22 protein-coding genes are annotated in these 25,949 nt (G+C 34.4%); 12 read left to right on the top strand and 10 right to left on the bottom strand.

The window, feature by feature from the left end:
• The first annotated feature begins 182 nt into the window (after positions 1–182).
• The 4 genes from ACFFGL_RS10780 (at position 183) to ACFFGL_RS10765 (ending at position 7,858) form a co-directional block, all read left to right on the top strand.
• Positions 183–2,978 carry a TonB-dependent receptor gene (locus ACFFGL_RS10780; protein WP_309726147.1) on the top strand — a complete coding sequence of 932 codons (2,796 nt, stop codon included), beginning with the start codon at positions 183–185 and terminating at the stop codon, positions 2,976–2,978.
• A 41-nt stretch (positions 2,979–3,019) separates the two neighbouring features.
• Positions 3,020–4,936, top strand: a complete 1,917-nt coding sequence (locus tag ACFFGL_RS10775) for a hypothetical protein (RefSeq protein ID WP_309726149.1) — start codon at positions 3,020–3,022, stop codon at positions 4,934–4,936.
• A 159-nt stretch (positions 4,937–5,095) separates the two neighbouring features.
• The gene (locus ACFFGL_RS10770; RefSeq protein ID WP_309726151.1) at positions 5,096–6,796 is read left to right on the top strand and encodes a T9SS type A sorting domain-containing protein; all 1,701 of its coding nucleotides are present in this window, start codon (positions 5,096–5,098) and stop codon (positions 6,794–6,796) included.
• A gap of 84 nt (positions 6,797–6,880) precedes the next feature.
• On the top strand, positions 6,881–7,858 hold the full coding sequence (locus ACFFGL_RS10765; RefSeq protein ID WP_309726153.1) for a LuxE/PaaK family acyltransferase: 978 nt from the start codon (positions 6,881–6,883) through the stop codon (positions 7,856–7,858).
• Positions 7,859–8,018: 160 nt separating this feature from the next.
• On the opposite strand, the gene tyrS is transcribed toward ACFFGL_RS10765, so the two are convergent.
• Positions 8,019–9,314 carry a tyrosine--tRNA ligase gene (gene tyrS, locus ACFFGL_RS10760; protein WP_309726154.1) on the bottom strand — a complete coding sequence of 432 codons (1,296 nt, stop codon included), beginning with the start codon at positions 9,312–9,314 and terminating at the stop codon, positions 8,019–8,021.
• An 81-nt stretch (positions 9,315–9,395) separates the two neighbouring features.
• Here tyrS and ACFFGL_RS10755 point away from each other — a divergent pair, with 81 nt between their 5' ends.
• Positions 9,396–10,406, top strand: a complete 1,011-nt coding sequence (locus ACFFGL_RS10755; protein ID WP_309726156.1) for an SDR family oxidoreductase — start codon at positions 9,396–9,398, stop codon at positions 10,404–10,406.
• Here ACFFGL_RS10755 and ACFFGL_RS10750 read toward each other — a convergent pair.
• Genes ACFFGL_RS10750 through ACFFGL_RS10740 form a run of 3 tightly spaced genes read right to left on the bottom strand, consistent with a single transcriptional unit; the run spans position 10,403 to position 12,953 of the window.
• A complete protein-coding gene (locus ACFFGL_RS10750; protein ID WP_309726158.1) occupies positions 10,403–10,864 on the bottom strand; it encodes a DUF4296 domain-containing protein in 462 nt (153 codons plus the stop codon). The two genes, ACFFGL_RS10755 and ACFFGL_RS10750, sit on opposite strands and share 4 nt — an antisense overlap.
• 1 nt (position 10,865) lies before the next feature.
• A complete protein-coding gene (locus tag ACFFGL_RS10745; RefSeq protein ID WP_309726159.1) occupies positions 10,866–12,206 on the bottom strand; it encodes a dihydroorotase in 1,341 nt (446 codons plus the stop codon).
• A 12-nt stretch (positions 12,207–12,218) separates the two neighbouring features.
• Positions 12,219–12,953 (bottom strand): polyprenol monophosphomannose synthase, encoded by a 735-nt coding sequence (locus ACFFGL_RS10740; RefSeq protein WP_309726161.1) that lies wholly within the window; start codon positions 12,951–12,953, stop codon positions 12,219–12,221.
• A 55-nt stretch (positions 12,954–13,008) separates the two neighbouring features.
• On the opposite strand from ACFFGL_RS10740, the gene ACFFGL_RS10735 reads away from it, so the two are divergent.
• Together ACFFGL_RS10735 and ACFFGL_RS10730 are read left to right on the top strand one after the other, a co-directional pair.
• The gene (locus ACFFGL_RS10735; protein WP_374708743.1) at positions 13,009–13,710 is read left to right on the top strand and encodes a DUF4271 domain-containing protein; all 702 of its coding nucleotides are present in this window, start codon (positions 13,009–13,011) and stop codon (positions 13,708–13,710) included.
• A gap of 32 nt (positions 13,711–13,742) precedes the next feature.
• The gene (locus tag ACFFGL_RS10730; RefSeq protein WP_309726163.1) at positions 13,743–14,489 is read left to right on the top strand and encodes a uroporphyrinogen-III synthase; all 747 of its coding nucleotides are present in this window, start codon (positions 13,743–13,745) and stop codon (positions 14,487–14,489) included.
• A 75-nt stretch (positions 14,490–14,564) separates the two neighbouring features.
• Here ACFFGL_RS10730 and pckA read toward each other — a convergent pair whose 3' ends face one another.
• Both pckA and ACFFGL_RS10720 read right to left on the bottom strand, forming a co-directional pair.
• Complete coding sequence (gene pckA / locus ACFFGL_RS10725) at positions 14,565–16,163, bottom strand: phosphoenolpyruvate carboxykinase (ATP) (protein WP_309726165.1); 1,599 nt, start codon at positions 16,161–16,163, stop codon at positions 14,565–14,567.
• Positions 16,164–16,238: 75 nt separating this feature from the next.
• Positions 16,239–16,628 (bottom strand): DUF423 domain-containing protein, encoded by a 390-nt coding sequence (locus tag ACFFGL_RS10720; RefSeq protein WP_309726167.1) that lies wholly within the window; start codon positions 16,626–16,628, stop codon positions 16,239–16,241.
• A gap of 72 nt (positions 16,629–16,700) precedes the next feature.
• On the opposite strand from ACFFGL_RS10720, the gene ACFFGL_RS10715 reads away from it, so the two are divergent.
• Positions 16,701–18,071: a saccharopine dehydrogenase family protein gene (locus ACFFGL_RS10715; RefSeq protein WP_309726169.1), complete on the top strand. Its 1,371-nt coding sequence runs from the start codon at positions 16,701–16,703 to the stop codon at positions 18,069–18,071.
• Between the two features lie 71 nt (positions 18,072–18,142).
• Here the strand turns inward: ACFFGL_RS10715 and ACFFGL_RS10710 are convergent, their stop codons facing one another.
• Positions 18,143–18,835, bottom strand: a complete 693-nt coding sequence (locus ACFFGL_RS10710; protein ID WP_309726171.1) for a zinc metallopeptidase — start codon at positions 18,833–18,835, stop codon at positions 18,143–18,145.
• 237 nt (positions 18,836–19,072) lie between these two features.
• Positions 19,073–22,096 (bottom strand): leucine--tRNA ligase, encoded by a 3,024-nt coding sequence (locus ACFFGL_RS10705; protein ID WP_309726173.1) that lies wholly within the window; start codon positions 22,094–22,096, stop codon positions 19,073–19,075.
• Positions 22,097–22,238: 142 nt separating this feature from the next.
• Between ACFFGL_RS10705 and ACFFGL_RS10700 the strand changes: the two genes are divergently transcribed.
• The 4 genes from ACFFGL_RS10700 to truB all read left to right on the top strand — a co-directional run bounded on the left by ACFFGL_RS10700 (position 22,239) and on the right by truB (position 25,095).
• Positions 22,239–23,117, top strand: coding sequence for a cell division protein FtsX (locus ACFFGL_RS10700; protein WP_309726175.1), 879 nt, complete (start codon positions 22,239–22,241; stop codon positions 23,115–23,117).
• Positions 23,118–23,150: 33 nt separating this feature from the next.
• Positions 23,151–23,420: a DUF3098 domain-containing protein gene (locus ACFFGL_RS10695; RefSeq protein WP_309726177.1), complete on the top strand. Its 270-nt coding sequence runs from the start codon at positions 23,151–23,153 to the stop codon at positions 23,418–23,420.
• On the top strand, positions 23,420–24,208 hold the full coding sequence (locus ACFFGL_RS10690) for an undecaprenyl-diphosphate phosphatase (RefSeq protein WP_309726178.1): 789 nt from the start codon (positions 23,420–23,422) through the stop codon (positions 24,206–24,208). The genes ACFFGL_RS10695 and ACFFGL_RS10690 overlap by 1 nt, the downstream gene beginning before the upstream one ends.
• 182 nt (positions 24,209–24,390) lie before the next feature.
• Positions 24,391–25,095 carry a tRNA pseudouridine(55) synthase TruB gene (gene truB, locus ACFFGL_RS10685; protein WP_309726181.1) on the top strand — a complete coding sequence of 235 codons (705 nt, stop codon included), beginning with the start codon at positions 24,391–24,393 and terminating at the stop codon, positions 25,093–25,095.
• Positions 25,096–25,109: 14 nt separating this feature from the next.
• Here the strand turns inward: truB and ACFFGL_RS10680 are convergent, their stop codons facing one another.
• A complete protein-coding gene (locus tag ACFFGL_RS10680) occupies positions 25,110–25,307 on the bottom strand; it encodes a hypothetical protein (protein ID WP_309726183.1) in 198 nt (65 codons plus the stop codon).
• Positions 25,308–25,381: 74 nt separating this feature from the next.
• Positions 25,382–25,939 carry a hypothetical protein gene (locus ACFFGL_RS10675; RefSeq protein WP_309726185.1) on the bottom strand — a complete coding sequence of 186 codons (558 nt, stop codon included), beginning with the start codon at positions 25,937–25,939 and terminating at the stop codon, positions 25,382–25,384.
• Between the last annotated feature and the right edge of the window lie 10 nt (positions 25,940–25,949).

Here is a 25,949-nt window from a genome sequence, read left to right as displayed (position 1 = left end):
GTATTAATTTTTTGCGTGGTAAAAGTAAAGATAATATTAAAAAACCGAAGTTAACAAATCTGAAATACAGATAACATTCGTAACGTTTTCATAACAATAAAGGCAGGTACACTTAACGACCTCGTAACATCTATTGCATCCTTGTTAGCTTCCTTTGCAACGAAAAGAAAGTGACCAAACAAATGAAATTTTTAACCCTATTATTTTTAAGCATGTTAGCCACAGTTTCTTACAGTCAAGAAACCGGCTCTATTAAAGGCTCCTTATCAGATAAGGAAACCGACAATCAACCTTTACCGTTTGCCAACGTTGTCATAAAAGGCACAAGTAAAGGAACAACCACAGATTTTGACGGACTCTATGAAATTAATAATGTAGAGCCAGGAACGTACACTATTGTATTCAGTTTTGTTGGATACGAAACTAAAGAAATTCCTAACGTGGCAATTAAAGCCAACCAAACCACTACCGTGAATGGAAGTTTAGGAAGTAGTGCCGCAGCGTTAGACGCGGTAATGATTAAAGCTGTTGGAAGAAAAGATTCTGAAGTTGCCCTGCTCTTACAACAAAAAGATGCGGTAGATATTAAGGAAAGTATCGGCTCCCAAGAATTAGCCAAAATGGGAGTTAGCGATGCTGCTACAGCAACTAGTAAAATTTCTGGAGTTTCAGCAAGTGAAGGCTCTGGAGAAGTATATGTTAGAGGTTTAGGAGATCGTTACCTTTATACTACTTTAAATGGTTTGCCAATACCTTCTGATGATATTGAAAATAAGAATATAGATTTAGAGTTATTCCCGACCAGAGTGGTAGAAAGTGTTTCTATTAGCAAAACTTATTCTGCAAGTACTTCTGCAGATCAGGCTTCCGGTAATGTAAATATTGATTCTCGGTCGCTAACCGGAACCGAAGAATTAAATATTAGCACGCGATTAGGAATAAACACCAATGCAATGCAAGACGGAGTGCGTGATAATTTTAAACGTTCTCCAAATTCTGAAGATATGTCTTTTGGTTTTTATTCAAAGAATTTATCTTCTAAAAGAGCTTTAACTGAACAAACTTGGAACGCTCAAACTACTACCTTACCTATAAATTACCGCCACACCTTTAGAGCGGGTAAAAAATTAGGAGAGAATTTTAAAGTTTTCTTGACCGGATCTCAAACGAGCAATTACGAGTACCAAAGTGGTTTATTTCAGCAATATCAAAACAATTATTTAGATGATTATTTTAATGATATTGAGCGTTTTAAGAAAACTATAAATACTACCGGACTTATAGATTTAGGCTACAAATTTAATAGTAAAAATAACATTCGAGCTTTAAGCCTTTTTATTAATAAAGTAACTGACGAGGTTTATGAAGCGGGAAGAAACGGAGAGGGTTTTGTTTTTGAAGAAACCGATACCGATGAAGGACTTTCGCAATTTGTAAGAGACCAAAATATTAAGCAAACTCGCTTATGGGTAAACCAATTACTTGGGGAGCACAAAATTGGAGAATCAAACAACTTGGAATGGGGAATCGGATATAACCTTGTAAATGCAGATGAACCAAATCGTATCCGTAATGAAATTAACTTCAATGAGCAAGAAATCGAATTGGCGAGAATGGGCGGATATCAGCAACGAAAATCTTTGCAATATATCGATGACACTGAGTATAATGGACGTTTAAGTGATGAATTCAAAATTATAAACAAAGACTCATTAGGTTTATCTATAAAAGTAGGAGGAAATTATAGAAACAAGGAAAGAGACTTTAAATCACAATTTTTCGGTCTTTCTGAAACAGAAAAAGGATTTTTAAATCCGGCTTCATTAGACAATCTTTCATCAGTATTGACTCAAGAAAATATTGACAATGGCTACTTAATGCTGAATGAGCAAGGCGGAATCCCCGATACTTATAATGCAGTTTTAGAATCAAGAGGTGCATTTTTAACAACAAACTTTAAATTAAACAGATTCAATTTTAATGTAGGAGCACGTTTTCAAAAAGATAATATCGATGTAAAATACGATGTAGGAAATGCTCCAGGTGGTCGTAAAGGAGAAGTAAATAAAGTTTACGATAACATTTATCCAAGCTTAAATGTAAAATATTCTTTAAACGAAGAAAACAACTTTAGACTAGCGGGAAGTAAAACTATCACCTTACCGGAATTTAAAGAATTTGCACCGTTTGAATATGTAGACCCTACCGGTTTAGTAACAAGAGGTAATAGAGAGCTAGAAGCAAGTACAGCTTATAACTTAGATTTAAAATGGGAATTTTTCCCTACCAGTAACGAGCTTATTTCTTTAACCGGTTTTTATAAATTAATTGAAGAACCAATTAACAAAGCGCAAACCAGAAGTGCTTCGGGAGTGTTTTCTTATTTCAACTCAAGTAATGAAGGTAAAATCTATGGTTTAGAATTAGAAGCTAACATCAATATTTTAGAAGCAAATGTCGAGACTGAAGAAGGAATAAATTTAGATTTTGGAGCCAATGTTACTCGGATGTGGCATACACAAGATTTAAAAGAATTCACCAATGAACAAGGACGTGTAGTTAACACCTTCCGTTACAACAATAAAAAAGATGTTGGTCTTCAAGGAGCTTCAGATTGGATTTTAAATGCCTCTTTAAACTTTTCAACAAGTTGGGAAAATCCTTTTATAGCAAACCTTTCTGCTAATTATGCTTCAGATAAAATATTTGCACTGGGTCGAGCACCACTAGATCAAGAACAAAGTGATGTACTATATAACGATTCTATTATTGAAAAAGGCTTTGTGGTTTTAAACCTAACTATCACACAAGATCTAAGTGAAAATTGGACCTTAAGATTTACAGGTAAAAATTTATTAAACCCAGAAATAGAACGTACACAAAATGTTCGTCCAGCAGGAGGAACACAACGAACTGAAACGGTAAGCTCATATACGCGTGGAGCGGTTTTATCACTAGGCGTGAGCTACAATTTATAAACAAGAACCTTTTAATCAATTTTAATTTTAAATCAAAAACAATGAAAAAATCAATTAAAAACTTATCAGTTTTATTTTCGATTTTGTTATTAGCGGTTTTCGCAACTAGCTGTAACAATGATGACGATTCTTCATCAGACGATGATACTCCAATCGCAGAATCTGAACTTAACGGGTCTATCACAGAGGATATGACTTTAGACGCAGGAACAAATTACCAATTAACAGGTATTTTTAGCGTAGAGCCAGGAGCTAAATTAACCATTCCTGCAGGAACTCAAATTACTACCGAAACTGGAACAGATGTTTATATGGTTGTACAACAAGGTGCAAAAATCGATATCCAAGGAACAGCTTCTTCGCCAGTAAGAATGGCACCAGAAGGTAGTGGAACTTGGGGTGGTTTAGTTATCTTAGGTGAAGGTAAAACTACTGCCGGAGTAGATGCAACTGCTGAAGTTGGTGGTTTAATTTACGGTGGTAATAATAATGCAGATAACTCTGGATCAATTAAATATTTAGTTATCGAGCAGTCTGGAGCTCAAATTAACTCTGAGTCTCAGTACAACGGACTTACACTTTACTCTGTAGGATCTGAAACCGTAATTGAAAACATCGCGATTTTAAACGGTCAAGATGATGGTATCGAATTTTTCGGAGGTGCTGCAAACGCAACCAACGTTTACGTTGAAAACTTAGAAGATGACGCTATCGACTGGACAGAAGGATGGGAAGGAACATTAACAAACACGTATGTTCTTCACTCAATCGAAGGTTTCTCTACAGCTATAGAAGCTGATGGAACTAACAACAACCCAACCATTACAAACTTTACTGCTGTTTCTCAAACAGGTGGAACTGCATTACAATTTAAAGCTCAGTCTGGTGCAACAATCACTGGTTTATCTTTAAACGGATATGAGACTGCTTTAGATATGGCAAATGATGGTCCTCTAACTAACATCTCTATCAATGGTGAAGTTGCAGATCTTGATGCTACCTACACTGGTCCATCTACAGTTTCTCTTTCTGATTTTGATTGGATTGCAAATGCAAATATTGATAATATTTTAAATGGTGAAATTACTTCAGACGTAGAGTTAGATCCTTCTATAACTTATAGTTTACCTGGTATTCTTAGTGTTGAAGAAGGTGCAAGCTTAACAATTCCTGCAGGAACTAAAATTGTTACCGGAACTGGAACTGATGTTTATATTGCGGTTCAAAAAGGAGGACAAATTTTTATTGAAGGTACTGCTAGCAACCCAGTTGAAATGGGTCCTGATTCAAATGGAGTTTGGGGTGGTTTACTTCTTTTAGGAGAAGGTGTAACTACTGCGGGTGTAAACGCAACTGCTGAAGTTGGTGGTTTAATCTATGGTGGTGATAATAATGATGATAGTTCAGGATCTATTGAGTACTTAATCATTAAAAAATCTGGAGCTCAAATTAACTCAGAATCACAGTATAATGGTCTTACTTTATACGCTGTTGGAGCTAACACAACTATCGAGAACATCGCAATTATCGATGGTCAAGATGACGGTATCGAATTCTTCGGAGGTGCTGCAAATGCAACCAACGTTTACGTTGAAAACTTAGAAGATGACGCTATCGACTGGACAGAAGGATGGGAAGGAACATTAACAAACACGTATGTTCTTCACACTGAACCTGGGTTCTCAACTGCATTAGAGGCTGATGGAACTAATAACAATCCTAAAATTGTAAACTTTACTGCCATTTCTCAAGAAGGAGGAACTGCTTTACAGTTTAAAGCGCAGTCTGGAGCTACAATTACCGGACTTTCTTTAAGTGGTTACGAGACCTCTATTGATATGGCAAACGACGGTCCACTTTCAAACATATCAATTGATGGTAACATCGCAGATCCTACTTTAACTTATGAAGTAGCAGCAACTGTAGATGTAAACGATTTTAGCTGGGCAACAAACTAAAATTTAAAATCGTAATCATTTAGAATAGGTTGTTCTTTTTAGAACAGCCTATTTTTTTTGTGTATTATCAAAAAGTTAAGTCCCTAATATTTAAGAAATGCTATTTAAAAACACATCCCAAATGTTTATATTTGCATTATTAAATAAATAAAAATTGTTATGAAAAAAATTACGTTTTCAATTTTAATCTGTTTAATAAGCACTTTATCCTTCGGACAAGTGGTTATTAATGAGTTAGACTCAGACCAAACGGGTACAGATAATGCTGAATTTATTGAACTTAAAACTACAAATCCTAATACTTCATTAGATGGTTATGTCGTAGTATTATATAATGGAAGTAGTGATGAAAGTTATGCAGCATATGATTTAGATGGATATACTACAGATAGTAACGGGTTATTTATATTAGGTAATGGGACTATTGCAAACCCTGACATAAGCTTAGGCACATTACAAAACGGTGCAGATGCTGTAGCTATTTATTCTGGAGATGATACAGACTTTCCTAATGATACTCCTGTTACATCTACAAACTTAATTGATGCTTTGGTTTATGGAACTAGTGATAGTGACGATACAGAGTTACTTACTGGACTTAATCAAACTGTTCAATACGATGAGAATATTAATGGAAATAAAGATACCGAATCAATTCAAAGAGGAACTGGAGGTACATTTTGTGTGGGAAACCCTACTCCAGATGCAATGAATATTAACTGTTCTACAGTTTGTCCATTAAATATTACAATAGATAATGTTATCTGCGAGAGTATTTCAAGCGGTACAGACACTTATTCAGTTACTGCTTCATTTACTGGCGGAGGAACCGAAACATATTCTTATACATTTAGTGCCGGAAATTTAGATATGGTAAATTCTAATGATCCAAGTACAGATACTTCTGGACAAATTATTATTACAGGAATCCCTGAGGGAACCGATTTAGACTACACTATAACTAGCACTACTTGCAATATATCAGATAATATTACTTCTCCAAGTTGCCAGCCCGCTGTTCAAGTTTCTGACATCTCTGAATTGAGACTAGGTACAGTAGGTAACACTTACACCCTTACCGGAGAAGCAGTTATAACTTTCCAAAGAGAAACACGTAACCAAAAATATATCGAAGATAATTCAGCAGCAATTTTAATTGATGATGATGCAGGTATAATTACAACGACGTATAATGTAGGTGATGGAATTACAGGTATTACAGGAGAATTATCAGAATACAATGGCGTGCTTCAATTTGTACCGGAATCTGATCCTGGAGCTACTACTTCCACAGGAAATACTATAACTCCACAAATTATTACTCTTGCTGATTTCAACAACAATCCTAATGACTATGAATCTGAAGTAATTACTTTCCAAAATATCACTATTGCCGATATTACTGATGGAAACGGAACTTTTCAAGGTGGCGAAAGTTATGACATCTCAAATGGTAGCGAAACTTCCATTTTAAGAACAAATTTCTTTGATGCTGATTATATTGGAAACCAAATTCCTACAGGAACTATTAATCTTGTTGGTTTAGGAGCTGAATTTAATGGAACTGCACAAATTTATCCTCGTAATAGCAATGATATTGATGCAAATTTAGCAGTTGAAAATGCAACAATTTCTGAGTTTTCATTATATCCAAACCCAACTTCAACTGGAACGGTTCAAATAAAAACTGCGAAGAATACAGAAGCTGAAGTTGCTATCTTCAATATTTTAGGACAAAAAGTATTGGCTCAAAAATTAACTTCAAACGCTGTAAATGTTTCCACTTTACAAAGCGGAGTTTATTTAGTAAAAGTTATTCAAGACGGTAAAGCCACTACTAAAAAGCTTATCATCGAGTAATTTCTAAGAAAATTTACTATAAAAGCATCTCTTTCTAGAGGTGCTTTTTTTATTTTAATACTTTTGCGATATATATTTTCTTGAATGAATACTACTAACCTATTCTCTATTTCAAACGATAAAGATTTTGAAGAAAAAGCACTGGAAATTTTTCGTTTTCAATATAAAAATAATGAAACATACCAACGCTTTTCTTCGCTTCTTCATCGCAATCCAAAAAATGTAAAATGTCTTGAAGAAATTCCTTTTTTACCTATCGAGTTCTTCAAATCACACCAAATTTTATCTTCAAAAGAAAATATATCAGAAATATTTACGAGTAGTGGAACCACAGGTCAACAGCCAAGCAAACACTTGGTGACCGATATTGAAATTTATAAGAAAAGTTTTCGCACCGCATTCAAGCACTTTTATGGCGAAATAGAAAATTATTGTGTTCTTGCTTTACTTCCGTCCTATTTAGAACGAAAAGGCTCTTCACTCATTTATATGGCGCAAGATTTTATTGAAAAAAGTCGCTATCCCGAAAGCGGATTTTACCTAAATAATTTAAATGAATTAGCAGAAACCGTAAAAAAATTAGATGCTGAAGGAAAAAAAATACTTCTGCTCGGTGTTTCATTTGCGCTTTTAGATTTAATTGAAAAAAGCCAATTCAACTTAAAAAATACGATTGTCATGGAGACTGGCGGAATGAAAGGCAAAAGAAAAGAAATGATTCGCGAAGAATTGCACGCGCATTTAAAAAAGGGATTTGGATTAGATAAAATTCACAGCGAATATGGAATGACAGAATTACTTTCGCAAGCCTATTCCAAAGGCGATGGAATTTTCGAATGTCCACCACAAATGAAATTACTTATTAGAGATCCGGAAGATCCGCTTACCATTTTACCAAAACAAAAAAACGGCGGCATTAACGTAATCGATTTTGCAAATATAAATTCTTGCAGTTTTATTGCCACACAAGATTTAGGAAAACAAATAGCAGAAAATAAATTTGAAATTTTAGGTAGATTCGACCACAGCGATATTAGAGGTTGCAACTTAATGGCCTTGTAAAACCTTACGATTGTTATTCTTATGTTAAGATTATAAAAAAATGTAATAAATAGGGAACTTATACGTCTTATATAATGCTAAGATGAAGTTTTTTCATAATAGATTGGTTAGTTAGTTGGAGAATCCCGAGCTTTTTGCTCGGGTTCTCCTTTTTTTGGTCTTAGCTTATTTTAATAATATATGTATTTTTCTTCCCTTTATTTAAAATAATATATTTTCCATTTATTAAATCACTTTCAGTAATTGTATAGTCTTCTTTTACTTTTTCTTTATTAACTGAAACTGAATTTGCTTTTAAAGCTCTCCTCGCTTCACCATTACTTGGTAGAAAATTGGTTTCAGCAGAAAGCGCTGCAATCATATCTAAGCCTTCATCAACTTTTTCTTTGCTGATTTCTGCTTGAGGGACACCTTCAAAAACATCTAAAAAAGTTTTTTCGTCTAATTTCTTTAAATCTTCCGCAGTACTTTTTCCAAATAACACCTCCGATGCTTGTATCGCATTTTCTAAATCTTCTTTAGAATGTACCATTGTGGTAATTTCTTCAGCTAATTTTTTCTGAAGAATACGTAAATGTGGCTCCGCTTGATGTTCCTTTATCAAGTTTTCAATGGTTTCTTTTTCTAAAAAAGTAAAGATTTTAATATACTTTTCAGCATCTTCATCGCTTGTATTTAACCAATACTGGTAAAATTTGTAAGGCGAAGTTCGCTCTTTATCTAACCAAACATTTCCGCCTTCGGTTTTCCCGAATTTACTTCCATCGGCTTTGGTAATTAACGGACAAGTTAACGCGTAACCTTTTCCATTTCCAATTCTTCTAATTAATTCGGTTCCGGTAGTAATGTTTCCCCATTGGTCGCTTCCGCCCATTTGCAGCGTACAATTATGCGCTTTAAAGAGGTGTAAAAAATCATAACCTTGCACTAATTGATAAGTGAATTCAGTAAAACTCATTCCTTCTTTTGCTTCTGAAGAAAGGCGTTTTTTAACCGAATCTTTCGCCATCATATAATTCACGGTAATGTGCTTTCCAACATCTCGAATAAATTCTAAGAATGAAAAATCTTTCATCCAATCGTAGTTATTAACCAACACAGCCGCATTTTCATCTTTATTTGAAAAATCTAAAAATTTAGATAACTGTTTTTTAATTCCGTCTTGATTTTTCTTCAGAGATTTTTCATCTAATAAATTTCGCTCATTAGACTTTCCTGAGGGATCGCCAATCATTCCTGTTGCTCCACCAACCAAGGCATAAGGTTTATGTCCGCAACGCTGATAATGTGCCAAAAGCATTATCGGAACTAAACTTCCGATATGTAAAGAATCTGAAGTTGGATCGAACCCAATATAAGCCGATCGCATTTCTTCTTGCAAATGCTCTTCCGTTCCAGGCATTACATCATGTAACATTCCTCTCCACGTTAATTCTTCTACAAAATTTTTGGCCATTTTTCTAAATTTAATTTTAAACGAAAAGCAAAGATAGTAGAAATGAAAAATTTTCGATAGAGAAATACCTATATTTACGCTATGATTTTAGTAACGGGAGCTACAGGTTTAGTCGGTTCGCATTTATTGGCGAAATTAGTGCTGGAAGAAACGCCAATTCGAGCTTTATACAGAAGTGAAGAAAAAATTTCGCTTGCCAAAAAAGTATTAGCAACTTACTTTAAAGAAAAAACCGAAAAATATTTTTCTAAAATTGAATGGTTTAAAGCTGATATTACCGATATTCCTACTTTAACCGATGCTTTTAAAGGAATTTCTTACGTTTACCATTGCGCCGGTTTAATTTCTTATGATGTTCGCGATTATAAAAAACTTCGGAAAATAAATATTGAAGGAACCGCAAATGTGGTAAATATTGCACTTTCAAAAAATATAAAAAAGCTCTGCCACGTAAGTTCTATCGCCTCGTTGGGAGACGAAATTGGAACAAAAAAAATTACTGAAAACTCGCCTAGAATTAATGAGAATTTTCACGATAATTATTCCATTACAAAATACGGTGGCGAAATGGAAGTTTGGCGCGCTTCACAAGAAGGTTTAAGCGTTGTAATTGTAAATCCCGGTGTAATTATTGGCAACGGATTTTGGGATGCTGGCAGCGGATTGCTTTTTAAAAAAGTAGCCAATGGTTTACGTTATCATTTTCCGCTTACTACAGGTTTTGTTGGTGTAGAAGATGTAGTTAATATTATGCGGAAATTAATGCAAAGCGACCTTCAGAATGAACGTTTTATTATAATTAGCGAAAATTTATCGTTTAAAGAAGTTTTGCAACAAATTGCAGTAAGCATTCATAAACCGAAACCTACCAAACGCTTACACTCATGGATGGTTTTTCTAGGATGGATTTTTCAATCGCTGGGTAAATTTTTCTTCAACACTAAAAAAGAGCTTACTTCGCGTTCCATAAAAGCCATTTCCTCGCGTTCTTACTATTCTAATGAGAAAGTGAAAGAGAAATTAAATTACGAATTTCAACCGATTGAAAAGGTTATTCAAAAAACAGGAAAAGAATTTATCAGCGAAAATTAACTTTCATCTGAAATATTCTGAACGCTTTCCTTTAATTTAAGTTGAAGTGCATTTTTAATACTGTCTTGCTCTTTTTTTGCTTGAATGCTGTCTGTTTTTTCAGTACGTTCTGCATTCATAATCGAATCGAAATGATCTTTTTCTTTTTCTAAACGCTCTTTAACTTCATCGTAAATTGCTTCGTTTACTTTAAAATCTTCAGCGTAATAAGCCATACTTTGGGCAAGTTGCAAACTATCGATTTTATATTTTTCAAAAATCAACTCCTTTGCGTCCACTTCACGTTTATTGAATTCTCGCGTGCTGTAATTTTTTGTGGCTTCAAGTTTAGTGAGATCAAAAAGTACATCAACCATTTTTTTCTTTTCAATTAGGTTTTCGGGTTTTTCGGCGGTTTCCACATCTTGGCATGCCGTAAAACTCAACACTAATAGTAGTATGAAAAAAAATTGCTTCATGTTAACGGTTAAAAGTTAATTGTTCAGCGTTTTTAACATCTAATACTTTAAAGTTTTTGTATACCAATTTTCCGTTAACAAACGTGTGCGTAATTCTAGATTTAAACGTGGTTTTTTCAAAAGGAGACCAACCACATTTGTATAAAATATTATCTTTTTGAACGGTCCACGGCGCGTTTAAATCAACTAAAACAAGATCTGCTTTGTATCCTTTTTTAATGTAACCGCGTTTTTCTATTTGAAATAAAATCGCGGGATTATGACACATTTTTTCTACAATTTTTTCCAAACTTATTTTATCTCGATGATAAAATTCTAGCATCGCCGGAAGCGCGTGTTGCACTAATGGTCCGCCACTTGGAGCTTTTGTATATACGTTTTGTTTTTCTTCTTTTGTATGTGGCGCGTGATCTGTCGCTATTACATCTATTTTATTATCGATTACTCCTTTTAGCAAGGCGTCTTGATCTTTTTTGGTTTTTACCGCAGGATTCCATTTTATAAACGTTCCTTTTTCGTGGTACATTTCATCATTAAACCATAAGTGATGAATGCAAACTTCGGCGGTAATTTTTTTATCTTTTAAAGGTTTTTTAGAATCGAATAGACTTAATTCTTTTGCTGTAGAAATATGAAAAACATGCAAACGTGCTCCTGTTTTTTTAGCAAGTGCTACCGCTTTTGAAGATGACAAATAACAAGCTTCTTCGCTTCTTATTTTCGGGTGAAATTCTACCGGAATATTATCGCCATATTCTTTTTTGTATTCAGCTAAATTTTTCTGAATAGTTTCCTCGTCTTCACAATGCGCGACCACCATTACTGGCGAATTTTTAAAAATCTGTTCTAAAACCTTTTCATCATCGACAAGCATATTTCCTGTAGAAGAACCTAAAAATAATTTTAAAGCCGCTGTAGTTTTAGGATCTACTTTTTTAATTTCTTCTAAATTATCGTTTGTTCCGCCGAACATAAACGAAAAATTAGCGTAAGAAACTTTTTTTGCTAAATCGAATTTTTCCTGAAGTTTTTCAATTGTGGTAGTTTGCGGATTGGTATTTGGCATTTCTATAAAAGAAGTAATACCGCCAGCAACCGCAGCTTTTGAACCTGAGGCAATATCTTCTTTATGCGTAAGACCCGGTTCTCTAAAATGTACTTGATCGTCTATAATTCCCGGAAGTAGATGTTGACCTTCTGCATCTATAATTTGAACATCTTGAGATTTTGCGCTAATCATATCTGCAACATCAACAATTAAATCGTCTTCAATGTAAACATCGCCATTGGTAACTTTCCCTTCGTTTACGATTTTCGCATTTTTAATTAAAATCTTCTTCATTTACGTACTTCTTTATTCTTTTACCTCTTTCCCTATCAGGCTTTTTAATTTCATTTTTATTACACCAAAAACAGCTTCAGCAATAATATTACTACTTAGCTTCGATTTTCCGCGTGTTCGGTCTGTAAAAATTACCGGAACTTCTGTGATTTTAAATCCTAATAAATAGGCTTTAAATTTCATTTCTATTTGAAAAGCATAACCTATAAATTGGATGCTATTTAAATCTATTTTTTCTAATACTTTTCGATGGTAACAAACAAAACCTGCTGTAGTGTCTTGAATATCCATCTGCGTTATGGCGCGAACGTATTTTGATGCCAACCAGGACATTAATACACGATTCATTGGCCAATTTATTACATTTACACCCGTAATATAGCGTGAACCGATGCTAACGTCTGCCCCATTTTTTTTACAAGCGTTGTATAACCGAATTAAATCGTTCGGGTTGTGGGAAAAATCTGCATCCATTTCGAAAATATAGGTGTAATCGCGGTTTAATGCCCATTTAAAACCATGAATATAGGCAGTTCCTAAACCTGATTTATTTTTTCGAACTTCAAGATGTAATTTTTCTTTATACGTTTCTTGTAATTCTGTAACTTTTTCTGCTGTTCCGTCGGGTGAATTGTCATCGACTACTAAAAGGTGAAAGAGATGTTTTTGCGAAAAAACATTTCGGATAATTCGCTCTATATTCTCAATCTCGTTATATGTAGGTATAATAACAAGTCGTTTCGACATTCAGCTTTTTTGACACAAATGTAACTATTTTTAAGGTCTCGTATTCCATGTTTTTGTGCTATTTAATCCTTACCTTTGTGAAAAATGCAGATCATCGATATTGGAGGCAATTGGTCGAAATATTTTATCTAATGATTGGATTACAATTTTATTTCTTGTAATCCTTTTATTGCTAGTATTTTCTAAGCAATTTTTTGGAGAACGGTTTTATGATTTTTCCCGAATTTTATATTCAAATAAATATTTTACGTCGAATAAAAAATCGCTTCGTGTTCTTAATTTTTTCAGCTTTCAACTCTTTTTAGTCCATGCTTTACTTATAAGTTTGGGGCTATTTATTCTTATTTCTCAATCGAATTTTATTGAAACGACTTCAGCTAATTGGATATTATTTATTCAAATTTTTGTGCTTTATTCCCTTTTTATAAGTTCAAAATATTTTATTGAAAAAATAATAGGAACCATATTTTCTATCGAAAAACTCCTCGACAATTACCTTTTTTATAAAATTACATATAAAAATTTCCTTTCATTAAGCCTACTTCCTTTTTTAATTTTAAGCGTATATTCGTTTAACTTTCCTACACTATGGCTTATCATTATTGGCGGTTTATTAATTTTTGCCCATCTATTTATATTATTCAGTTATTATAAAAAACAGCAAAAAATAGTTTTAATGCATTGGTTTTATTTTATTTTGTACCTTTGCACACTTGAAATCGCACCCTATTTCATTTTATATAAAGTGATTACATAGTTGAACGCGATTTACTATAAAAAAGTGTGTATATGAAAGTGAAAACAATTTTAATTTCTCAGCCAGAGCCAAAGGTTGAAAACTCTCCTTATTTTGAATTAGAAGAAAAACAAAAAGTTAAGATTGATTTTATTCCTTTTATTCATGTTGAAGGGGTTTCTTCTAAAGAGGTAAGACAACAAAAAGTAGATTTATCACAATACAATGCTATTATTTTAACCAGCAGAAATGCGGTAGATCATTTTTTTAGAATTGCTGAAGAAATGCGTTATAAAGTACCCGATTCTTTAAAATATTTCTGCCAGAGTGAAGCGGTGGCTTACTATTTACAGAAATATGTGGTATATCGTAAACGAAAAATTTACGTAGGGAAACGAACATTTCCCGATTTAATTCCATTGATAAAAAAATACAAGAACGAGAAATTTTTACTTCCATCTTCAGACATGTTAAAACCAGCTATTCCAAAGCAGTTGGATAAAGCAGGAATTAATTGGAAACGAGCAGTTTTTTACAAAACGGTTGTAAGTGATCTTTCAGATTTAAAAGAAGTTTTTTATGACATTGTAGTATTTTTTAGTCCTAGCGGAATAAAATCATTATTTGAAAATTTCCCAGACTTCGAACAGAAAAATACCCGCATTGCTGTATTTGGAAATTCAACTATAAAAGCAGCAAAAGAACACGGTTTAACCGTAAACATTAAAGCGCCAACGCCAGATACACCTTCGATGACAATGGCGTTAGAAAAGTATATTAAAGCACAAAACAAAAAATAATATTGAAAAAAATTACATTATAAAAAAAGCCGATAAAAATTTATCGGCTTTTTTTATTCTTCTATTCTGAAGGAATTATTTTATTGGTCCACCCGCTAAAATTTCATCGTTCGCATACGATTCAAATTTTTTGAAGTTATCGTTAAAGAAACTCGCAAGTGTTTCCGCTTTTTTATCATAAGCAGTAGAATCGCTCCATGTGTTTCTAGGGTTTAAAACCTCTTTTGGAACATCTGGACACTCTTCTGGCATTTCTAAACCAAAAATATCATGCTTTTTAAAACTTACATTGGCTAATTTTCCGTCTAAAGCTGCTGTAATCATCGCTCTGGTAAATTTCAGTTTCATTCTAGAACCAGTTCCATAAGGACCGCCAGTCCAGCCTGTATTCACTAGCCAAACATTTACACCATTTTCTTTCATTTTTTTACTCAACATTTCAGCATAACGTGTAGGATGCAACGGCATAAATGGCGCTCCAAAACAAGCTGAGAAACTTGGTAAAGGCTCATCGATTCCTGCTTCTGTTCCAGCTACTTTTGCGGTATAACCGCTTATAAAATGGTATGCTGCTTGACCTGGCGTTAGTTTACTAATTGGAGGTAATACTCCAAAAGCATCGGCTGTTAAGAAAAATATATTCTTCGGATTTTCACCGATAGAAGGTTGTTGAATATCTTTAATATGGTAAATTGGATAACTTACACGTGTATTTTGAGTAATCGAAATATCATCAAAATCTATATCTCCGTTTTCATCTAAAACCACATTTTCTAAAATTGCCCCCGGTTTAATTGCATTAAAAATATCGGGTTCATTTTCTTTAGAAAGATTAATAACTTTTGCGTAACAACCGCCTTCAAAATTGAAAACTTTATTTTCTTTTGTCCATCCGTGCTCATCATCTCCAATTAATTTTCGAGCAGGATCGGCTGAAAGTGTGGTTTTTCCAGTGCCTGACAAACCAAAGAAAATCGCCGTATCTCCTTTTTTACCAATATTTGCTGAGCAGTGCATTGGCAAAGTTTTTTTATCGACAGGTAAAATAAAGTTAAGCGCAGAAAAAATTCCTTTTTTAATTTCTCCTGTATAACCTGTCCCGCCAATAAGTGCAATTTTTTTACCGAAATTTAAAATTGCAAAGTTATGCTGGCGTGTTCCATCTTCTTCAGGGTTTGCTTTAAATCCTGGAGCATTAATTACTAACCAATCTTCTTCAAAATTTTCTAATTCATCTTCGGTAGGTCTTAAAAACATATTATGAGCAAACATATTACTCCAAGGATATTCATTGACTACACGAATATTTAAACGGTACGCAGGATCTGCACAAGCGTAAGCATCGCGTACAAAAACTTCTTTTTCAGAAAGGTAATCGGTTACCTTTTTATATAGTTTATCGAATTTATCTTGTTCAAAAGGAATATTTATATTTCCCCACCAAACTTCATCTTTCGTTACTTCATCTTTTACAATAAAACGGTCTTGTGGCGATCTTCCTGTAAATTCTCCTGTTTTTATAGCTAAAGCTCCAGAACTGGTTTCAACTCCCTGACCCTTTTCAATAGTAATATTGTGAAGTTCTTCAGATGATAATTGATAATGAACAGTTGCGTTATTTATTCCGTAATCTGATAGCGATAACGTGTTTGTGGTTTGATTATTTGAAACCATATAAAATTTGAATTGTTGTGTTTGTAAAGCAAAAATATAAATAATAGCAAAGAAATAACGTATTCTACTTTGTTTTTATTTCTTTTTTAGTTTGGCAACCTTCACAATTAACAAAAACCAAGCAAAAATTAGTAGAAATCCGCCAATTGGAGTTAAAAACCCAATTGTTTTAAAATCAAAACTGCTTAGAGCATTAGTCGATAAAAAATAGATGGAACCCGAGAATAAAATTGTTCCGCTTAATAATAAATAAAAAAGAATATTTTTCGCTTTTGTAGTCAGAAATTTAAAACTCCCTAATAGTAAAGCGAATAAAGCATGGTAAAATTGATACCGAACTCCTACCTCAAAGGTGTTTATTGATTTTTCATTTATAAGTTGTGCTAAACCATGCGACCCGAATGCCCCTAAAATAATAGCAATAAAACCACTTACACTTCCTAAAATTAACAACTTTTGATGCATAATATATTTTTATAAACGATAATAAATTAAGTACTTTGAAGGTACACAAGCAAATTTAAGTTATTAATTTATATGAGAAATATTTTAATTATCGGAGCCGGAAAATCTACCTCAGCTCTTATTAAATACCTAAAAGAAAAAAGTGAAGCCGAAGATCTACAAATTACTATTGGAGATCTTAAGTTAGAAAACGCGCAAAAATTTGCCGGCGATCATAAACGAACCAAAGCCATAGCGCTTGATATTTTTAAAGATGAAGAGCGGCAAGCTGCTATAAAAAAAGCCGACATCGTTATTTCTATGCTTCCCGCGAGATTCCATATTGAAGTAGCGCGCGATTGTGTAAACTTCAATAAAAATATGGTGACCGCTTCGTATGTGAGCGACGAGATGCAAGCGCTCGATGAAAAAGTGAAAGAAAAAGGACTAACCTTTATGAACGAAATTGGCGTAGATCCTGGCATTGACCATATGAGTGCCATGCAAGTGATCGATAGAATTCGTGATAAAGGTGGAAAAATGCTTCTTTTTGAATCTTTTACCGGAGGATTGGTTGCACCAGAAAGCGACACCAATTTATGGAATTATAAATTCACTTGGAACCCGAGAAACGTAGTAGTTGCCGGGCAAGGCGGCGCTGCAGAATTTATTCAGGAAGGACAATATAAATACATTCCCTATCACCGATTATTTAGAAGAACAGAATTTTTAGAAATAGAAGGTTACGGTAAGTTTGAAGGCTTAGCTAACAGGAATTCCTTAAAATACCGAAGCGTTTATGGTCTGGAAGATGTAAAAACACTTTACCGTGGAACACTAAGAAGAATTGGTTTCAGCAAAGCCTGGAATATGTTTGTGCAACTCGGGATGACAGACGACACCTACACGATGCAAAATTCTGAAAATATGAGTTATCGGGAATTTGTAAATTCATTTTTACCGTATTCTCCAACCGATTCTGTGGAACTGAAAATGCGTCATAGTTTAAAAATTGATCAAGATGATTTAATGTGGAATAAGCTGGAAGAATTAGATATTTTTAATCCGAATAAAAAAATCGGACTTAAAAACGCAACGCCGGCGCAAGCGCTTCAGAAAATTTTAGAAGAAAAGTGGACACTCGCTCCCGATGATAAAGATATGATTGTAATGTATCATAAATTCGGCTACGAATTAAACGGAGAGAAAAAACAAATCGATTCGACAATGGTTCATATTGGTGAAGATCAAACCTATACCGCTATGGCAAAAACTGTAGGTCTTCCGGTGGCAATCGCTACCATAAAAATATTGAATAAAGAAATTACCTCACCAGGCGTTTTACGACCTATTCATAAAGAAGTTTATACGCCTATTTTAAAAGAACTTGCCGAAAACGGTATTGAGTTTAAAGAGAAAGAGCGTGAATACTTAGGCTATAATATAGATAATGTAGTCGGCTAATTTTCAAAAAATGGCTATAAAAAACCTCGTAAGTTTATTACGAGGTTTTTTATTTTACAAAGCTATTATTTTTAGTCTCTTCCTAAGAAAATACTGATAAAATATAGTAACGTTGCTAATGAACCAATTGCAGCAACTACATAAGTTCTTGCCGCCCATTTTAATGCATCTTCCGAACCTTTATATTCTTCTGGAGTCACAATATTTTCAGTTTTTAACCAAGCCAGCGCGCGATTACTCGCATCATATTCTACCGGAAGCGTAATAAAACTGAACAACGTTCCCATCCCGAACATAATAATTCCGGCTAATAACACCATTTGACCAACACCAACGGAAAACATTACCATTAAAAGCAATCCGCCCATAATGACAAACTGACTAAAACGTGAAGCAACACTCACTACCGGTACCAATGTACTTCGCATTTTTAACCAACCGTAAGCTTTGGCGTGTTGAACCGCGTGACCACATTCGTGCGCTGCAACAGCCGCTGCAGCAGCATTTCGATGGTTGTACACTGATTCACTTAAATTAATTGTTTTTTTAGTCGGGTGGTAATGATCGGTTAATTGTCCCGGCGTTGAAATTACTTTTACATCGGTAATTCCGTGGTCTGCCAACATTTTTTCGGCGACTTCTTTTCCGCTCATTCCGTTTTGCAAATGAACTTTCGAGTATTTTTTAAATTTACTTTTTAGCTTGTGGCTTACATACCAACTTGCGAGCATAATTAGCCCAATAAGCAAATAATATCCCATCATAATTTTTAATCTTTAAATCGTATAGTTGAATTGTATAAATCAAAAACCTCGCCATTTTGACAAGGTTTTATAAAGCGGTTATTTTGTCATTCTTTAGAATCTAGATCGCTATGCTGTTAGATATGAGAATTTAGATTAAATCGACGTAATTTTTCAAAATTATTGACTTAGATTTTATCTTCCCTTAATAGAATTTCCATTCTCCTTTCTCTTACAGCAAAGCGGTGTTACTTCTTATTATCCAACAATATTTACAATTTTACCAGGAACGATGATTACTTTTTTCGGTTCGCGGCCGTTGAGTTGTTTTTGGGTACGCTCATCTTCCATCACTATTTTTTCTATTTCATCTTTTGATAGGTCTAACGACAAATCAAGTGTAAAACGCATTTTTCCATTAAAGGAAATCGGGTAAGTTTTCGTGCTTTCTACCAAATGTTTTTCTTCAAATTTCGGAAAATCAGCAGTAGCAATACTTTCTGAATGCCCTAATTTACTCCACAATTCTTCCGCAATGTGGGGCGCATAAGGCGAAATTAAAACAGCCAAAGATTCTAAAATTTCTCGGCTGTTACATTTTTGCGCAGCTAATTCGTTCACACAAATCATAAAGGTTGATACCGAAGTATTAAAACTGAATTCTTCAATATCTTCAGTTACTTTTTTGATGGTTTTATGCAGTGTTTTTAAGGAATCTTTGGAAGCTGCTTCTTCTGAAACCGAAAATTCTTCTCCGTTATGGTAAAGTTTCCACAGCTTTTTCAAGAAATTATAAACACCCGTAATTCCTGCAGTATTCCAAGGTTTTGCTTGCTCTAGCGGACCTAAAAACATTTCGTACATCCGCAAAGTATCGGCGCCATATTCATTACAAATATCATCGGGATTAACGACATTGAATTTTGACTTCGACATTTTTTCAACTTCGCGACCGACTATATATTTATCATCCTCGTTGGTAATAAATTTAGCATCTTTAAATTCTGGACGCCAATTTTTAAAACCATCAGTATCTAATTCGTTAGAAGTATTCACTAAGGAAACAGCGGCGTGGATTGGGGTTAAATTTGAGTGAATATTTAAATCTATTTTAATAGAATTTTTAGCTAATTCATTTTTTATAAAATCAATTTTATTATCTAAAAAATTATTAATTGCATCAATAGTGGCTAAACCTGATTTTTCAAATTCCTCCTTGAATGTTTTAGATAAAAACAAGTTTGGGTCATTTAATTCCCTAAAAATAAAATTTTCTGTCTTTTCTATATTTAAAATATCTTCTTTTGGAATATTATTTTTTGATTCAAATTGAAAATCAATTCTATAAACAAAAGCACTTTCCCCTAAAATCATCCCTTGGTTGATAAGTTTTTTAAAGGGTTCTTCTACGGGTACCAAGCCGCGATCTTTTAAAAACTTGGTCCAAAAACGCGCGTATAATAAGTGGCCGGTTGCGTGCTCGCTTCCGCCTAAATATAAATCTACATTTTCCCAATACTTCATCGCTTCCACGGAAGCAAAAACTTCATCGCGCTTTTCATCTTCCATATACCGGAAAAAATACCAAGAACTTCCCGCCCAGCCCGGCATCGTGTTCAATTCTAACGGAAATACCGTTTTATCATCGATTAAATTATTGCTTACTACTTCATTTTTTTCGGAATCCCACGCCCAAACATCGGCTCTTCCTAATGGCGGTTCGCCTTCTTCGGTCGGTAAATACTTTTCGACTTCCGGTAATTGGAGCGGTAAATACTTTTCATCGATCATTTTTGGCATTCCGTTTACGTAATATACCGGAAACGGTTCGCCCCAATAACGCTGGCGACTAAAAACCGCATCTCGTAATCTATAATTGGTTTTTCCTTTTCCTTGACCGATTTTTTCTAATTCGAAAATCGCTCGTTTCAAGGCCTTTTTATACGGCAGGTCATTTAAGAAATCTGAATTTGTGAGTTTTGTATCGTCTTTTTCTGAATAAGCTTCTTCAGAAATATCAACATCTTTAAAAATATTTTTTATGGGAATATTAAAATGTTTCGCAAAATCATAATCGCGCTGATCGCCACACGGAACAGCCATAACCGCGCCAGTTCCGTAGCTGGCTAAAACGTAATCGCCAATCCAAATTGGGACGGGTTCTTTGGTGAATGGATGCTCGGCATAGGCTCCGGTAAATACTCCAGAAATGGTTTTTACATCAGCCATTCGTTCGCGCTCGCTACGTTTAGCAGTCGCTTCAATATAAGCTTCTACCGCTTCTTTTTGCTCGGGTGTGGTGATTTTTGAAACCAATTCATGTTCGGGCGCTAAGGTCATAAAGGTCACGCCAAAAATAGTATCGGGACGGGTCGTAAACACTTCAATTGTATCTTGATGATCGTTCACCTTAAAAGTTACCGACGCTCCGACAGATTTCCCAATCCAGTTACGTTGACTTTCCTTTAAACTTTCGGTCCAATCAATATCATTTAACCCTTGAAGCAAACGCTCTGCATAGGCAGAAATTCGCATACTCCATTGCTTCATTTTTTTTCGAACCACAGGGTAACCGCCACGTTCAGAAACGCCGTTTACAATTTCATCGTTCGCTAAAACAGTTCCTAATTGCGGACACCAATTCACTTCGGTTTCAGCTAAATAGGTTAAGCGATATTTTAGTAAAATTTCTTGTTGTTCTTTTTCTGAAAAAGCTTTCCAATCTTCCGCAGAAAATTCAGTAACATCCTCATCGCAAGCGGCTTTTACTTGGCTGTTTCCTTCCGAATTAAATAGTTCAACTAAATCAGCAATCGGTTTGGCTTTTCCTTCCGCAGCATCATACCAACTTTCAAAAAGCTGAATGAATATCCATTGCGTCCATTTGTAATAATTCGGATCGCTGGTGCGCACTTCTCGGCTCCAATCAAATGAAAATCCTATTTTATCAAGTTGCTCGCGATAGCGTTTAATATTGGTTTTTGTGGTAATTGCCGGATGTTGACCGGTTTGTATCGCGTATTGTTCTGCGGGCAATCCAAACGAATCGTACCCTTGCGGATGCAATACATTAAAACCTTGATGTCTTTTGTAACGCGCTACAATATCGCTGGCAATATAACCGAGCGGATGACCAACATGCAAGCCGGCTCCCGATGGATACGGAAACATATCGAGTACATAAAATTTCTCTTTATCGCTTTTATTAGAGGCTTTAAAAGTTTGGTTTTCTGCCCAATATTTTTGCCATTTGGCTTCTATCTGCTTAAAATTGTAGCTCATTTTCTGTATTTTTCGTAGTTACGAATGCTGAAATTTGATTCGCAAAAGTACTATTAATGTACGAAAGTGAAAAGTTTAGACGTTTTAAAGAAAAGAGTTCCGATTACTTTATTATTTTTACAAAAAATCACACGCGCTTTTTATGAGTTCTTCTTTTGAGAGATATCAGAAAAGACGGTTAATTTCGTCTTATTTTTCGGTTGTTATTAGTATTTCGCTCGTCCTTTTTTTATTAGGATTGCTAGGGCTTTTGGTGTTGAATACCAAAAAAGTTGCCGATCATTTTAAGGAGCAAATCGCTTTAACCATTTATTTAAAAGACACCGCGAAAGAAGTAGAAATTAATCAGCTTCAAAAAAGTTTAGCCTTAGCCGAATATACCAAAAGCACCAATTTTGTATCTAAAGAGGAAGCTGCCAAAGCGCACAGCGAAGAAATTGGCGAAGATTTTATGGACTTTTTAGGCTATAATCCGTTACAAAATTCAATCGATGTTTATTTTAATGCCGATTATGTTTCTGAAGTTCAGATAGCAGAAATTTCGCGTGATTTAACCGAAAAAAATTTTATAGATGAAGTAGTTTACGATAAACCGCTCATTGCTTTATTAAATGATAACGTAAAACGGATTAGTTTTTGGATTCTCGTAGTAAGCGGAATTTTCACGTTTATCGCCGTTCTATTAATCAACAGTTCCATTCGACTTTCGGTTTATTCTAAACGATTTACTATTAAAACCATGCAAATGGTTGGCGCTACAAAAGGTTTTATTAGACGCCCTTTTATTTGGAAAAGTATAAAATTAGGAATGATTGGCGCAATTCTCGCTTTATGCGGAATGGCCGGCGTTTTATATTACATCAATAAAAGTTTCCCAGAACTTAATTTATTAAGTAATCAAGTGCTGCTTGCTAGTTTGTTTGGAGCCGTTTTCTTACTCGGAATTATTATTTCTTGGTTAAGTACTTTTTTCGCCACCCAACGCTTTTTAAATTTGCAAACCGATGAACTTTACTATTAAATTATAGCTTTTATTACTTTTGAAAAAACAATTATGGGAGAACAAAAACGACGAGAAGAATTAAAACAAAAGCAAGAACCTTATTTTATTTTCGAGAGAAAAAATTTTAAAGTAATGCTTATCGGGTTAGCCGTAATTGCGTTAGGATTTATTTTAATGGCCGGCGGGGGAAGCGACGACCCCGAAGTATTTAACCCTGCAATTTATAACTGGCGAAGAATTAGACTTGCACCAATGCTTGTTCTAATTGGTTTCGGAATTGAAGTTTACGCCATTCTCTTAAATCCCGGTAAGAAAAAATAATGGATAGTTTAGACGCCCTATTATTGGGAATTATTCAAGGATTAACCGAATTTCTACCCGTTTCTTCCAGCGGTCATTTAGAATTAGGAAAAGCCATTTTAGGCGACACCAGCGTTCCTGAAGAATCGCTACTTTTTACCGTAGTTATGCATTTTGCCACCGCATTAAGCACGATCGTTATTTTCAGAAAAGATATTTGGAAAATCTTAAGCGGCTTGTTTCAATTTAAATGGAATGAAGAAACCAAATTTTCGCTAAAAATCATCATTTCCATGATTCCCGCAGCTTTAATCGGGGTATTATTTGAAGACGAATTAGAGCAACTTTTCGGTGGTAGCGTTCTATTAGTCGGTTTTATGCTCGTAATCACCGCATTATTACTTTGGTTAGCCGACAAAGCTAAAAACACCGAAAAAAAAGTAAGTTACTCCAACGCCTTTGTAATTGGTATTTCGCAAGCCATTGCACTTTTACCAGGAATTTCGCGAAGTGGCGCTACAATTTCAACTTCTGTTTTACTAGGTAACGACAAAACCAAAGCCGCCCGATTTTCATTTTTAATGGTTGTTCCGCTTATTTTAGGAAAAATCGCAAAAGATCTGTTAAGTGGAGAGTTAACGCATTCAGGAAATAATTCAGCACTTATTATCGGTTTTATCGCTGCATTTATTTCAGGACTTTTTGCATGTACGTGGATGATTTCACTGGTTAAAAAAAGTAAACTTCGCTATTTTGCTATCTATTGTTTAATTGTAGGAATTGTGGCCATTGCAGTAAGTTATAGCTAAGACTTGGGCATTCCCTACATTCCATTTCGGGTCGGGCTATTCGCTATATCTTTTTTATTTGTAAACACTTTTCGACTCCATAGAAAAGACAAATAAAAAAGGATGCCGCTACTATCCCTAACGCAAAAAATCATTTTGTAAATAAACCTGAAAACTTCATCTTTGAAACGAAATTTTAAACTATGACTCACTTTACCGCAGAAGATTTTAAAAACGGACAAATTCTCGTATTCGATAAACCTTTAGAATGGACTTCCTTTCAATTGGTAAATAAAGTACGTTGGTTAATTAAAAAAAACTGCGGAATCAAGAAAATAAAAGTAGGTCACGCAGGAACTTTAGATCCGTTAGCAACTGGCGTTTTAGTGATTTGCACAGGAAAATTCACTAAAAAAATTCCCGAACTTCAAGGGCAAGAAAAAGAATATACCGGAACATTTACTTTTGGCGGGACGACGCCATCTTACGATTTAGAAACCGAAGTCGACAAAACTTTTCCTACAGAACATTTAACTGAAGAAAAATTAAAAAAAGCCAGTGAAAAATTCACAGGCGAAATTGAACAATATCCGCCCGTTTTTTCCGCTTTAAAAAAGGACGGAAAACGTTTGTATGAATATGCCCGAAAAGGCGAAGAGGTAAAAATAGATCCGAGAAAAGTTACGATTTCTTCTTTTGAATTAACCCAAATTCGTCTTCCAAAAGTTGATTTTAAAGTGACTTGTAGCAAGGGAACTTACATAAGAAGTCTTGCTCACGATTTTGGAAAAGCAGTAGAAAGTGGCGCTCATTTATCTGCTTTACGCCGCACAAAAAGTGGCGATTTTCATATTGAAAACGCTTTAGATTTAGATACGTTTATAAGCAAACTTCCGAAGAAAGAATAGTTTAAAATTCCTATTTACTCAGAAATCTGCTTTAAAGATTTTGTTTTCAAGAAAAAGACAGCCATTAGTAGAAGTCCAATTCCAACTCCCATAGAAAGTCCTTTTTCTAGATCGGTTAACTTTAAAAAGTGAGCAGAAATTTGTGAGAGTGCCACCACACTTAAACCGCTTAGCAACAAAATAAAAGATTTCTTTTTAGTTCGTGAATTCATAAGATACTATTTTCAGTATAAGTATAAAAATGAAAAATTTGTTACTATTTTCCACCTAAACTTTCTAATCGATCTTAAAAACGTTTTCCTATAGAAACTCCAACACGTGGGAAAACTTCAATATCATGACTGTCGCCAAATAATCTTCCCGCGCCGGCATATATTTCACCTACATAATTGTTTCGCGTCATTAATTTGAAACCAACTGCAGCACCTAATCCAAAATTAGTAGATTCATCATCTACTTCATAACGTATATAAGAATAGTCACCATCTTCATAATAAGTATAGTAATATTCATCATAAATATCACGATAATGAACTACTGCTGCATTTCCTTCAATAAAAAATCCTGCGTTTGGTTTTTTACCAAAAAATAATCGGTAATAAGCTGTACCAATAAAACGGAGCGATAAATCTTCTGGGGTATCTAAAGCAGCTCCTATTGAAAGCCCAACACTTGTATTGTCTTCCAGAAAATATTCATAAGAAATTTCGGGAATTCCAACAACTGACATCGCTAAATTTATTTTAACCTCTTGATTTCCGTTAGCGATAGAATCGGTTTCATTTTGAGCCGAAGCAACGGAATAAAACATTACCCCAATTGCAAGTAAAAACAGTTTTTTCATGTTGTAGTTT

The organism is Mesonia maritima (genome assembly GCF_042433895.1).
GTDB lineage: Bacteria > Bacteroidota > Bacteroidia > Flavobacteriales > Flavobacteriaceae > Mesonia > Mesonia maritima.
This window is presented reverse-complemented; position numbering and strand designations above follow the sequence as displayed.

Bases quoted from the DNA above. Each gene is read 5' to 3' on its own strand.
- ACFFGL_RS10705 (WP_309726173.1), bottom strand. From the start codon at position 22,096: ATGAGCTACAATTTTAAGCAGATAGAAGCCAAATGGCAAAAATATTGG.
- truB (WP_309726181.1), top strand. From the start codon at position 24,391: ATGACTCACTTTACCGCAGAAGATTTTAAAAACGGACAAATTCTCGTA.
- ACFFGL_RS10690 (WP_309726178.1), top strand. From the start codon at position 23,420: ATGGATAGTTTAGACGCCCTATTATTGGGAATTATTCAAGGATTAACC.
- ACFFGL_RS10755 (WP_309726156.1), top strand. From the start codon at position 9,396: ATGATTTTAGTAACGGGAGCTACAGGTTTAGTCGGTTCGCATTTATTG.
- ACFFGL_RS10700 (WP_309726175.1), top strand. From the start codon at position 22,239: ATGAGTTCTTCTTTTGAGAGATATCAGAAAAGACGGTTAATTTCGTCT.
- ACFFGL_RS10775 (WP_309726149.1), top strand. From the start codon at position 3,020: ATGAAAAAATCAATTAAAAACTTATCAGTTTTATTTTCGATTTTGTTA.
- tyrS (WP_309726154.1), bottom strand. From the start codon at position 9,314: ATGGCCAAAAATTTTGTAGAAGAATTAACGTGGAGAGGAATGTTACAT.
- ACFFGL_RS10695 (WP_309726177.1), top strand. From the start codon at position 23,151: ATGGGAGAACAAAAACGACGAGAAGAATTAAAACAAAAGCAAGAACCT.
- pckA (WP_309726165.1), bottom strand. From the start codon at position 16,163: ATGGTTTCAAATAATCAAACCACAAACACGTTATCGCTATCAGATTAC.
- ACFFGL_RS10765 (WP_309726153.1), top strand. From the start codon at position 6,881: ATGAATACTACTAACCTATTCTCTATTTCAAACGATAAAGATTTTGAA.
- ACFFGL_RS10745 (WP_309726159.1), bottom strand. From the start codon at position 12,206: ATGAAGAAGATTTTAATTAAAAATGCGAAAATCGTAAACGAAGGGAAA.
- ACFFGL_RS10750 (WP_309726158.1), bottom strand. From the start codon at position 10,864: ATGAAGCAATTTTTTTTCATACTACTATTAGTGTTGAGTTTTACGGCA.
- ACFFGL_RS10680 (WP_309726183.1), bottom strand. From the start codon at position 25,307: ATGAATTCACGAACTAAAAAGAAATCTTTTATTTTGTTGCTAAGCGGT.
- ACFFGL_RS10715 (WP_309726169.1), top strand. From the start codon at position 16,701: ATGAGAAATATTTTAATTATCGGAGCCGGAAAATCTACCTCAGCTCTT.
- ACFFGL_RS10770 (WP_309726151.1), top strand. From the start codon at position 5,096: ATGAAAAAAATTACGTTTTCAATTTTAATCTGTTTAATAAGCACTTTA.
- ACFFGL_RS10780 (WP_309726147.1), top strand. From the start codon at position 183: ATGAAATTTTTAACCCTATTATTTTTAAGCATGTTAGCCACAGTTTCT.
- ACFFGL_RS10720 (WP_309726167.1), bottom strand. From the start codon at position 16,628: ATGCATCAAAAGTTGTTAATTTTAGGAAGTGTAAGTGGTTTTATTGCT.
- ACFFGL_RS10675 (WP_309726185.1), bottom strand. From the start codon at position 25,939: ATGAAAAAACTGTTTTTACTTGCAATTGGGGTAATGTTTTATTCCGTT.
- ACFFGL_RS10730 (WP_309726163.1), top strand. From the start codon at position 13,743: ATGAAAGTGAAAACAATTTTAATTTCTCAGCCAGAGCCAAAGGTTGAA.
- ACFFGL_RS10740 (WP_309726161.1), bottom strand. From the start codon at position 12,953: ATGTCGAAACGACTTGTTATTATACCTACATATAACGAGATTGAGAAT.
- ACFFGL_RS10710 (WP_309726171.1), bottom strand. From the start codon at position 18,835: ATGATGGGATATTATTTGCTTATTGGGCTAATTATGCTCGCAAGTTGG.